The sequence below is a fragment of the Lentilactobacillus sp. TOM.63 genome (assembly GCF_030361045.1).
In the GTDB taxonomy this organism is placed as follows: domain Bacteria; phylum Bacillota; class Bacilli; order Lactobacillales; family Lactobacillaceae; genus Lentilactobacillus; species Lentilactobacillus dabitei.
In genome coordinates, this window is sequence record NZ_JAUCAP010000075.1 from 1 (window position 1) to 11,703 (window position 11,703).

Here is an 11,703-nt window from a genome sequence, read left to right on the forward strand (position 1 = left end):
TTATTCTAACGAGAAACAAAAAATCTGTCATCAGTAATAGATAAAATCTATTACCAACAACAGATATTGTAGAACCCTTTTTTTCCACATACCCCGGTTCCGTTTTCCCTTCACATAGGCTACACTCAATATATAAACTAAAAATAAGACAGGTGACCCCAGTGACTTCAATTTATGATTTTTCCGAACAAGAAATGAACGGTACGCCGATTGACCTCAAGCAGTTCAAAGATAAAGTCGTGCTGATCGTCAATACGGCAAGTAAATGTGGCTTGGCACCACAACTTGAAGGATTGGAATCGCTATACAAGAAATATAAGGATCAAGGCTTCGTCGTTCTTGGCCTGCCGTCAAATCAATTTCATCAAGAATTGGCGAACGACGAGGAAGCTGACGATTACTGTCGGCTCCATTACGGCGTGACTTTCCCAATGACCAAACGCGTGGTTGTCAATGGTGAAGGCGAAGATCCGTTGTTTGCTTACCTGAAACAACAGTCTGGTCATGGCCGCATCAAGTGGAACTACACCAAATTTCTGATTGGTAAAGATGGCCAGTTGATTCACCGATTTGCGCCGATTACCAAGCCTGATGCAATGGAGGAAGAAATCTATTCTGCCTTGAACAAAAAAGAAATCTTGAAATAGCAGGTGATGGATTAAATGAATACGACCTATTTTAAAGCGACTTTGCGAGAGATTACCTATTCTTGGGGCAAGTTTATTTCGATTGTCCTGATTATTTTGCTGGGGTCTTTGCTATATGTCGGTATCCGGGCAACTGGCCCTGATTTGGACAATTCAGCTGCTCGGTATTTTAATCAGTATCACCTGGGAGATTTAACTGTCACCTCAACCCTTGGCCTCACTGGGCAAGACTTACAACTCATCAAAGATGCGCCCCATGTTAAAACGGCGGAGGCCAATCACATGGTTGTGACCAAGAAATCTCAAGATGAGGTCGTTTCAGTGGCGTCATTTTCCAAATTGGCCAAGCTGAACCGACTAAAGCTGGTGGTGGGCCATTTGCCACGATCCCGTGACCAAATTGTATTGGATTCAAAGGCCAAGCAGCGCGGTTACAAGCTTGGACAAGCCTATCGCGTCCCAAAAACAGCAGGACTTCGCCAGCAAACCTACAAAATTGTCGGCTTCGTTAATTCGCCATTATTTGTGAGTTCGACCGATCGGGGAACGACCAATCTAGGTAGTGGGGAAATTGACTATTTTGCTTACTTACCGAAGCAGGCATTTAATCAAAGTACTTATGGCTCAATTGCGGTCAAATTTAACAATACCGCCGGCTTAGCTGCAGGAACCGATAAGTATAATGAGCGGGTACAAAGCGATCAAGCTAAATTGGAAAAGCAACTCAACCAGCGTCCTGAACAACATCGAAGAGAGATCGTTGGCTCTCGACTGACAACGATCAATTTAAAGCTTAAACAACTTGACCAGCAGACTCGTCAGTTATCACGCGTACCGGCAGCTTATCAAACAACTCAAATGAAGACTGCTGCTAACAAGCTGAAAGTAGGTCGGCAACAGCTCGTTTCTGCCAAGACAAAGCTGCTTAAAACCCCCACTGCAGTCTATATGTATGGTGATCGGATGACCAACGTTGGTTATCAGGATTACTTTGACGAATCGAAGAGTATCGCGGCAATCGCGGTTATTTTCCCAGGCTTCTTCCTGTTCATTGCAGTGTTAATTACCTTTACAACAATTTCTAGAATGATCGAGAAAAATCGGCGGGAGATTGGGTTGATGCGCGCCCTTGGCTATACAAAGGGTGTCATTTCGATGAAGTATGTGATCTATTCACTTCTCGCAGGCATGTTAGGTTCGTTAATTGGCGGCGTGGCGGGAATGCTGACGTTACCGAAATTCATCTTCAACATGTTGAGTAATAACAATTTAACCCACTATGTCGGCGTTATTCCCTGGGGCTATTTAATCGAAGTCCTAGTTGCCGGATTGACTGCCACACTTGGCAGCGCGGCCGTTGTGCTCATTGTCAACCTGCGAGAAAAGCCAACGGATCTGATGCGCGAACGGGCCCCCAAGGCTGGAAAGCGCATTTTGCTGGAGCGGATTAAGCCGCTTTGGCGACGTTTGAGCTTTAATCAGAAAGTCAGCTACCGAAACTTGTTCAGGTACAAGGGCCGCATGATCATGACGATCGTTGGAATTGCGGGTTGTACTGGGTTAATGCTGGCGGGATTTGGCATTCGTAATTCAGTGAACGATTTACTGCCGGATCAATTTAGCCAAGTTCAGCATTATCAAGGGATTGTGACCTTGTCGGCTGCCAATAAACAGATCCACGACAAAAATATCAGTGCCCAAAAGCAAGCCCTCGTTAAATCTGTGACGGTCTCGCCAACCAAAGTAACCAAGCGTAATGCGACGGTGACGATGATTTCGCCGAAGTTCAACACCAATTTTGACAAGTACGTGACATTGACGAACCCCCATACAAATCGTAAAGAGCACCTCACAAGTGATGGCGTGATCATTACCGAAAAATTGGCAACTGATATGAAGGCCAAAAAGGGTAGTCGCTTGTCAGTCAAGGTTGGTAATAAATTGGTGAAAGTTAAAGTGAGTGGGATAACTAAAAACTACGCCGGTCATTACCTTTATCTGACGCCAAAGTATTATGAACAGGCAGTTAAAACCAACTACCAGCCAACTTCACGACTGATTAAAATTAAAGATGGCAATGCAACTGCCCGCCATGATACGAATCAACGTTTGTTCAAACAAGCTGGCGTGTTAAATGTTAGTTATCCGAGGTATGCTGGCGGTTCGCTGACGACTGGTGGGCTGAGTTCAGTTGTCTTGATCTTTATCGCATTATCGGGTGCCTTAGGATTAGTGGTTCTGTATAATTTGACCAACGTTAATATTTCCGAGCGAATGCGGGAACTGTCGACGGTTAAAGTACTGGGATTCTATGACAACGAAGTCACGGCCTACGTTGCGAGAGAAAATGTTATTTTGACAATCTTAGGCATTATTTTTGGCTGGTTCATTGGAATTGTGCTGCATCATTTCATTATGATTAAGGCACAAACCGGGGCAATCTTGTTTCCCTTGACCATTCATTATCCAGGCTATATTTGGTCGGCCATCTTGACGATCGTGTTCAGCTTGATCGTGGGGGTCATGACGCATTACAAGTTGAAAAACATCGATATGATGGATTCGCTGGCTGCACAGGAATAGCGTGAGCGGAGTGGTCTAACTCATGTTGGCACGACAAACCACGTTTCAAGATACCCCTTCTGTTTCATAATCTAATAAGCATTAAAACTTGACGCTGACTCATCCTTGAGAGTTGGCGTTATTTTGCTGTTTACAACGGTTTAGTATTGTCATAACATATAACTATTAACTTATTTTATAAAATCTTAATATTTTTATACCTGAGGGGGTATTGTTCTGTGAAGTTCCTTAAAACATTTCTTTGCTTTGTATTGGCGATGGCGCTGGGGGCGCCGATTGTTGCTCACGCCAAATACAAGGTTTATTATCAGCGGTCATCAGGGCTGTATCGAGGTCGTTTACGCACATTGAACAATAAAAAAGTTCATTACGTTAAAGTTCCCCATAAGTATTACCACGTTGCCCACACTTCCAAAGCGCATAAAATCAAGTCGGAGCGAGGCAAAAAAGTGACGTTTATCACTCGATATATTTTGCCGTCACCTGGAAAAAACGGCCAGCACTGGGGTAACCCTCAGTCTATTGCCATGACCGGGAAAAAGTATATGTATATCGTTTATTGCCCAACTCATTTGCGCAACAAGGGCCGGATTGTTCGATTTAATACGCAAATGTTGGACGAAATAGGCGTTCGATTACATCCAAAGGAGTTGCGGGATGCCTATGTGAAGCATCACAAGAAGTATTCAACAACTCAAAAACGGGTTCAAAAAGCCATTAAAGTGGGGCCGATTTTCACAACTGGTCACGGTCAATCGTTAGCATATAATTGGAAGAACAAAGGCCTTTATATGTGGCGTGATAAGGAAAAAGCACCAAGAGTGCCTGTTAGCAATTGGGGTTATATCCAGCACATTAAGACGAAAACATTACGGCCAGATCACTCAATTCGGTTTTCGCTACACAGTCACGGGACCCATGTTCCTGGCGGCCATGATCTAACCTTTGATCGTTCTGGAAATGCCTATTTTTGGTCATTTCCAGGTTGGGGCGCATACGTTTTTAAGGGTAAGATTCACAAACGCTCGGTTAAGTTCCGATTGACTCACCAAGTGCTGAAACACCTGCCTGGAACTCGAATCCAAAGTATGGGTTATAACCCGGTTCGCAAGCGACTGCTAATGCTGTCAGATGCTTCAATTGCCAGCTTCCCAGCCAAGGGATTACGAGGTCATGGGCATTTGACCAACCACAGTTTTGAGTGGACCCAATTCGGCCCGAAACGGGAATTTGAAGGAATCGCCTATGATGGCAGTTCACGTGGAAATTTGCTGGTTAACCATTGCCCAGAAGTATTGCAGGCGGATCGGTCGTATTAGGTCGTGAACGGTTGCTATAAGGGCATCCATGTTATCCTGATGGCCAAAAATGACTTTAAAAAAATTAGCAGCAAGCTATCGTATTTTCTGATAATAATAGTACAATTTAGTTATTCTAAAAAATATATCTGGAGGGGTATTATGAAATTTAGAAATCTATTATTGGGGGTAGCTGCCGGCCTATCTTTGGCTGCAGTTGCTGGTACCACGGCTAATGCGGCTACGTATGTCCAGCGCAGTAATGCCATCAGTCGTTATTCTGGTTTGCGGGTTGTGAATAACAGCAAGGTTAAGTTTGTCAAAGCCAATCCAAACTACGGCTGGTCCAAAAATCCAAGCGGCGTCGATACAATCAAAAGCGTCAGCGGGACTAAATGGGCTTTGAAGACCAAGTATTTGTTGCCAAACACGCACATGGCGTTGGGAAAGTCGAGTCGTGATTTGACCAACCCACAGGCGGCAGCATTTGCAGGTAAGTATTTATTCGTGCTGTATGCACCACACCAATTTCATGGTAAAGGATTCGTTGTCCGATATAACAAGAGTACCCTGAACAATTGGAGCCTTTCAAAAGTTCAAGGATCGCTCATCAAGAGCACGCCGGGAATGAAAGTTGGCCCAATGTTCAATGTCGGTCATGGTCAATCGCTAGCATACAACAAGAAGCAGCACGCAATTTGGATGTGGCGTGATCGGGCTGATATGAAGCCAACGACTTGGTCAACGATTCAGCGGATCAGCATGTCATCATTGAAGCCTAATCGGGCAATCAAGTTCCACATGAGTAATGGTGGCGCCAACGTTCCTGCCGGGCATGATTTGACATTTGATAACTCAGGTCATGCATATTGGTGGGGCATTTCAGGCGGCATGGTTAAGCTTTATAAAGCTCGACTAGGTGCTAAGTCGATCCACGTTACCTTGGCTAAGCAAATGTTGAGACACCGGACTGGGACTCATGAACAATCAATGGGGTACAATCCCCACAACGGTCGGCTGTACTTGGTGTCCGATGATTCAATCCAAACCTTGCCGGCCAGGAAATTAAATGGCCGCGGCAGTTTACGACCAAGTGACATCAAATATACGAAATTCCGGTCTCACCGAGAATTTGAAAGTATGATTTTCGATGGCGGGCACGCATTCTTGTTGAGTAACCGCAATCCTGAATTACTGCGTTCGACAACGGCGTATTAATATGAACCGTTAAGCGGTTTGTTCCTTGGAGAAACTGCTGCAAATCAGGGCTAGTTATGCTGAACAACCAATCATCGGATAATTAAATAAGCTAATCAGAGGTTGATCTAAACTGATCGTTTGGGGTTTCAGCCTCTTTTTATTTAAAAAAGTTGACACGGTGTCATCTGCCGTGTATACTTTAGAAAAAGTGACATGATGTCATTGAAGGGAGCAGTTCATGGTAACATCAACATTTTTAAATCTCAACCCTGAAAAACGGGCCAAAATTCAAGAAGCGTTGCTGACAGAATTTAGTACCCACCCGCTGGCCGAAGCCCAAGTTGCCCCCATCGTGAAGAAAGCTGGCATTGCCCGGGGAGCGTTTTATAAGTACTTTGACGATCTCACCGATGCTTATCGTTATATCTACGGTGTGGCAATGAAGGACATTCATACTAGGATCGATCAAGAAGTCGCCACCCAAACATTTAATCCGGCGGTTTATATGCAACAGGTCAGCTCATTTGTGGATGGTGTCATGAGCAGTCATTACCGACAGTTGATCGAAATGCACCTCACCCGAAATGAGTCACTGGTTGGCAACAATGATGAATCGCAAGCAGATCGACTCAGCAGTCGAGAATGGGCTGCCATGATTTTAAGCCACGAAACCATTAAGCAAATTTTGATCAAACCGGATCGTAGAGAAATGGTTCTCAACCGATTTAGAGACGCACTAAACTTATTAGCAGGAAAGGGGAACATCTAATGTATCTTGCACTTAAAGAAATTCGACACGAAAAGCTTAGGTATGGGTTAATCGTGTCAATGATCGTCTTAATTGCCTACTTGATCTTCATTTTAACGGGATTGGCGTTTGGCCTTGCGGGTGAGAACACCCAAGCAATTGATTCCTGGGATGCTAAAAGCATTGTGCTCAACAAAGATTCGAATGTGAGCCTCACCCAATCAGTTATCACCACTGACCAGGCAAAAGACGCGAAACTATCGGCCCAAGAAGCGGTGATTGGCTCGACGCCGGTGGTTGCCAAACACAAAGGCAAGGAAAAAATTTCTGCATCATTCATTGGTGCTAAAAAAAGCCAATTTATCATTAATGATTTAAAAATTTCATCTGGCCGCAAAGCTCGTGGTAATCATGAGGTTGTCGTCGATCAGAAATTCAAGGATGATGGCTACAAATTAGGTGATAAGGTCACGCTGAACTCATTTAATGATCAATATCAGATTGTTGGCTTCACAAAGAATGCTAAGTTAAATGTTGCCCCAGTCATTTATGGAACGATTCCGAGCTGGAAACATTTACGTGCCATGGAAGGCGTGCCAGTTGTTGGGAGCGCAATTGTGTCTAAAAATGCCAAGTATAACGCCAAAGATGATCATTTGAAGACTTACTCAATTTCGTACTTTATTTCGAAGCTGCCGGGCTATTCCGCTGAAAACACGACCTTTGGATTCATGATCGGTTTCTTAATGATCATTTCACTGATCATCATCGCGGTGTTCCTGTACATTCTAACGATGCAGGCTTTGCCGATTTATGCTGTTTTGCGGGCGCAGGGGATTCCTGCAAGGACGCTTGTGTCGACCATTACCAGTCAGTCGCTGATTCTTATGGTTACCGGGTTAGTGATTGGAGCGGCTCTAACCGCTGCAACCGCTAGTGTGATTCCAATTGGGGTGCCAATGGCGTTTAATTTACCCGTCTTAACTTGGATCTCGATTGGCCTGCTGATTATGGGCTTCATTGGATCGGCAATCCCTGCCCAGAAGATTGCCACCGTGGATCCCGTTAAAGTGATTGGAGGATAACATGTCAGTAATTGAACTTAACAATATTAACAAATGCTTTGGATCAGGCGTCAGTAAGGTTCACGTGCTCCACGATATCAATTTTTCCGCCGATCGCGGTGAGTTAATTTTGGTGGTGGGCCCATCTGGATCAGGGAAAAGCACGTTCTTGACGATTGCCGGTGGTCTGCAGACGCCGACCTCAGGCGAAGTTTCAGTCGAAGGAAAATCGATGGCCAAGCTGTCTACTGCTCAGCGAGATAAGTTGCGGTTAAACCAAATTGGCTTCGTGTTGCAATCATATAGCTTAGTGCCCTACCTGAAAGTCAAGGAGCAGTTTGACTTCGTGAACAAGGTCAAGCGGCAAGGAAATCTTAATCAGGCTGAATTAAAAGAATTGTTAGCGCAACTGGGCATCGAGAACCTAACTAACAAATTTCCTGGCGAGTTGTCAGGTGGGCAAACCCAACGAGTCGCCATTGCCCGGGCGTTGTTTGCTAACCCGGATATTGTTTTAGCGGACGAACCGACGGCTGCTTTGGACAGTGCCAGGGTGGCTGAAGTTGGTAAATTATTCAAAGAGTTGGCTGAAACCCGTGATAAAGCAGTGGTCGTTGTCACTCATGATGTCCGATTGATGGAATTTGCCGATAAAACTTATCAAATTATGGATGGTAAAATGACCCAAGCCACTAATAAGCAACCGGCTGAATAAGCGTTATTGGAAGAACGGATTTCTTTGTTAGCTGTGGGGAATTTGGTATAATTTTGCCAACTAAGAAATTGCTGACAAGCCGGAAGGGATGACAACTATTGCGAACTTTACAAACAATGCCAACTGCAGACGGCTTTAGGATGCCAGGCGAATTTGAAGCACACCAAGGGGTTTATATGCTCTGGCCACAGCGCCCGGATAATTGGCGAAACGGTGCCAAACCGGCGCAACGAACCTTTGCCAATGTCGCCAAGGCAATTGCCAAATTTGAGCATGTGACAATGGGGGGTTCTGATGATCAGTACCTAAATGCCCGCCATTTATTATCATCAGAGGTTGAAGTGGTGGAACTTTCTGCCAATGATGCTTGGGTACGAGATTGCGGCCCGACATTTGTGAAGAACGATGAAGGTGAGCTAAGAGGTATTGACTGGCAGTTCAATGCTTGGGGCGGCCTTATCGATGGCCTGTATTTCCCTTGGGACAAGGACGATCGCGTTGCCCAGAAGATCACCGAATTGACGCAGGTCGACCGGTATCGATTGGCTGACTTTGTTTTGGAAGGTGGGTCAATTCACGTTGATGGCCAAGGCACCTTAATCACGACCGAGGAGTGTCTGCTTTCAAAGGGGCGTAATCCGGAATTGTCTAAAGGGCAGATTGAAACGATTTTGAAGCAATCCCTAGGGGTGACCAAGGTGATTTGGTTAAAGCGCGGTATTTATCACGACGAAACCAATGGCCACGTTGATAACATTGCCAACTTTGTGAAGCCTGGTGTCGTGGCGTTGGCGTGGACGGATGATCTCACTGATCCCCAATATGAAATTTCCAAGGAAAACGCTGATATTTTAGCTCATTCAACGGATGCTCAAGGTCGGCGAATTCAAGTTGAGAAGCTTTATTTACCCACCCCAGTGACGATTACTGAAGTCGAAAGCGAAGGCGTTGATGCAGTGGCCGGAACCCTCCCGAGAAAGGCCGGCGATCGCTTAGCTGCCAGTTATGTGAATTACTATACGGCTAATGGTGGGATTGTCTTCCCGATGTTTGATGACCCAAACGATCAGCGAGCCAAGGAGACCCTGCAGCGTTTGTATCCTGATCGAGAAGTGGTTGGGGTGGCAGCCAGGGAAATTATTCTTGGCGGTGGCAACATCCACTGCATCACCCAGCAGCTACCAGAGCGTTGAGCCATTAGTCGGCAAAGTGTAAATGCAAATTGGGTTCCACTTTTTATATTGATAAAACTTGCGCCAAACAGCTGATCCCGGCCATTTAAGCCAAAAAAGTAATGCATTCCAAAATCCAGAATGTATTACTTCTTTTACTTAAATGCTGGGATCAATTCGCCTTTCGTCACAATCTCCTACGGTTAGCCAAACGCCTGGAATGTCCCACTTGGCTTCATCTTCACGGTTCGTTTGTCGCTACGGGCTCGTAATGCCCAAAGGATTGTGACCGTATCAACGACTTCCTGGAACAGAGCCCCGATGATTGCCGGGATCACCCCAAAACTGGCAATCAACATCAGAATTGTACAGATGGCAATCCCGATCAATACGGATTCCTTGGCAACTGTCATGGTCCCTTTGGAGATGTTAACGGCCTTACTAACTAAACTTAAATCATCTTTTAGGACAACTGCATCGGCGGATTCACTTGCTGCGGTTGCCCCATGAGCTCCCATGGCAATGCCCACATCCGCCAATGCGAGGGATGGCGCGTCGTTAACGCCGTCGCCGACCATGACAACTGGTCGTAACTTCTTCTCAACTTTTTTAATAACATCAATTTTTTCTTGAGGAAGCCGATCAGCATAAACTTTGTCGATTCCCACTCGGTTGGCAATATCTTCTGCGATGGCTTGACGATCTCCAGAAATCATCATGATCTGGTTGGCTCCCAGACCGTGTAAATCGGCCATCACAGCTTTGGCTTCAGGACGTAACTCATCTGAGAACGACACATAGCCGACATAGTGACCATCGACAGATACGTAAACAGTTGTTTTGTCAATTACATTAATTGGCTCATTGGAGACAAACGCTGGTTTTCCAGCTCTGACAAGTTTGCCATCAATGGTTGCTTGGACGCCTTCCGCAGTGGTCTCCTCCACGTTGGTTGCGGTGGGGATGTTATCCGGGGTGGCGGCAACTAATGATCTTGCCAAAATATGACTGGATTGCTGTTCAGCACCGGCCGCCAATGAGAGTACCTGATCTTTGGTATAACCAGCTGTTGCAAAAACCTCATCAACGGTTAAATGTCCCTGGGTGATGGTACCAGTCTTATCGAACGCAAAGGTTCTGGCATTCGCGAGTTTTTCGATGATTGTCCCACTTTTAACGATAATGCCATTTCGACTGGCGCGGCTCATCCCTGACACTAAGGCAATTGGTGCCGCTAAAATCAGCGGGCAGGGGGAGGCGACAACCAGCACTTCCGCAAAACGAACCGGATCCTTCGAAATGTACCAGGCAACGCCGGCAATTAGGAAAGCCAGAATCGTGAACGGAACTGCATAACGGTCAGCCATTCTCACAAAATGAGCGGGTGTACTTTCTGCTTGTTTAACCAGGCGAATAATATTCTGATATTGACTTTTGTCAGCGGTCTTATCAGCAATCAGATCAAATGAATGATCGCCGTTGACGGCACCGGACATGACCGTCTCACCAACTGCCTTGTCAATTGGCCGGGATTCCCCGGTTAGAGAAGCTTCGTCAACGGTCGTAGTTCCTTGGGTGATCGTCCCATCAACTGGGATTACTTCACCAGGCTTCACCACGATGCGATCGCCAACTTTGACTTGGTCAATCTTAACATCAACGATTTTGTCACCCTGCATTAAATGAGCGGATTGCGGTGAATTTTCCAGCAATGATTGTAATTCGGAGTTCGCTTTATTGGCGGCATAATCTTCAAGGGCGTCGCCACCTGTCAGCATCAACAGCACAATTAAGGCTGCCCAATACTCGCCAACGGCAATGGTTGCAATGACGGCGGTGATTGCCAGCAGGTCAACACCGAATTTACCAGAGCGGATCGTTTTCACCATGTCGATAAACATTAAGCCTGCGATTAGCGAACCCATTATTGAAATGACAATTTGCGAATAAAGCGGCAGCTTCAGGGCAAATTGGAGAATGAGTGCAATCAAGCCAACGACTAAAACGCTGGTGAGCCGCATATAATTTGTTAATTTGCTCATAGTGAAACCTCCCATTTTTCTTCTTGTCTAGATTATAACAATTCTAAACTAGGGAGTCCAATTAGGGGGCTGGCTTTGAAATTAAATGAGCATACTAAAACAAGCAGCTTGATGGCCACGTTACTTTTGGCCAGTAAACTGCTTGTTTTAGGTGATGGTCAACCACTCCTGAATAAATTCAGGAGCTTGTGAGAATAACACCTCACGGTGTCACGACCACAATTTGCTTAGATA

Annotated in this window: 9 protein-coding genes; 8 read left to right on the plus strand and 1 reads right to left on the minus strand. The window is 45.5% G+C overall.

Annotation, left to right across the window (positions count from 1 at the left end; translation table 11 throughout):
- Nucleotides 1-161: 161 nt before the first annotated feature.
- The 8 genes from QUF07_RS11565 (at nucleotide 162) to aguA (ending at nucleotide 9,448) form a co-directional block, all read left to right on the plus strand.
- A complete protein-coding gene (locus QUF07_RS11565; protein WP_289427524.1) occupies nucleotides 162-647 on the plus strand; it encodes a glutathione peroxidase in 486 nt (161 codons plus the stop codon).
- 15 nt (nucleotides 648-662) lie between these two features.
- Nucleotides 663-3,230 carry an ABC transporter permease gene (locus QUF07_RS11570; protein WP_289427525.1) on the plus strand — a complete coding sequence of 856 codons (2,568 nt, stop codon included), beginning with the start codon at nucleotides 663-665 and terminating at the stop codon, nucleotides 3,228-3,230.
- Nucleotides 3,231-3,448: 218 nt separating this feature from the next.
- Complete coding sequence (locus QUF07_RS11575) at nucleotides 3,449-4,549, plus strand: hypothetical protein (RefSeq protein WP_289427526.1); 1,101 nt, start codon at nucleotides 3,449-3,451, stop codon at nucleotides 4,547-4,549.
- A 141-nt stretch (nucleotides 4,550-4,690) separates the two neighbouring features.
- Complete coding sequence (locus QUF07_RS11580; RefSeq protein WP_289427528.1) at nucleotides 4,691-5,746, plus strand: hypothetical protein; 1,056 nt, start codon at nucleotides 4,691-4,693, stop codon at nucleotides 5,744-5,746.
- 220 nt (nucleotides 5,747-5,966) lie between these two features.
- Entirely contained in the window at nucleotides 5,967-6,497 is a 531-nt protein-coding gene (locus QUF07_RS11585) for a TetR/AcrR family transcriptional regulator (RefSeq protein WP_217341359.1), read from the plus strand.
- The gene (locus tag QUF07_RS11590; RefSeq protein ID WP_289427531.1) at nucleotides 6,497-7,561 is read left to right on the plus strand and encodes an ABC transporter permease; all 1,065 of its coding nucleotides are present in this window, start codon (nucleotides 6,497-6,499) and stop codon (nucleotides 7,559-7,561) included. Before QUF07_RS11585 ends, QUF07_RS11590 begins: the two co-directional genes overlap by 1 nt.
- A gap of 1 nt (nucleotide 7,562) precedes the next feature.
- Nucleotides 7,563-8,255, plus strand: a complete 693-nt coding sequence (locus QUF07_RS11595) for an ABC transporter ATP-binding protein (protein WP_217341357.1) — start codon at nucleotides 7,563-7,565, stop codon at nucleotides 8,253-8,255.
- Between the two features lie 116 nt (nucleotides 8,256-8,371).
- Nucleotides 8,372-9,448, plus strand: coding sequence for an agmatine deiminase (gene aguA, locus QUF07_RS11600; protein WP_502879024.1), 1,077 nt, complete (start codon nucleotides 8,372-8,374; stop codon nucleotides 9,446-9,448).
- A gap of 182 nt (nucleotides 9,449-9,630) precedes the next feature.
- Here the strand turns inward: aguA and QUF07_RS11605 are convergent, their stop codons facing one another.
- Nucleotides 9,631-11,469 carry a heavy metal translocating P-type ATPase gene (locus QUF07_RS11605; protein WP_217341355.1) on the minus strand — a complete coding sequence of 613 codons (1,839 nt, stop codon included), beginning with the start codon at nucleotides 11,467-11,469 and terminating at the stop codon, nucleotides 9,631-9,633.
- Between the last annotated feature and the right edge of the window lie 234 nt (nucleotides 11,470-11,703).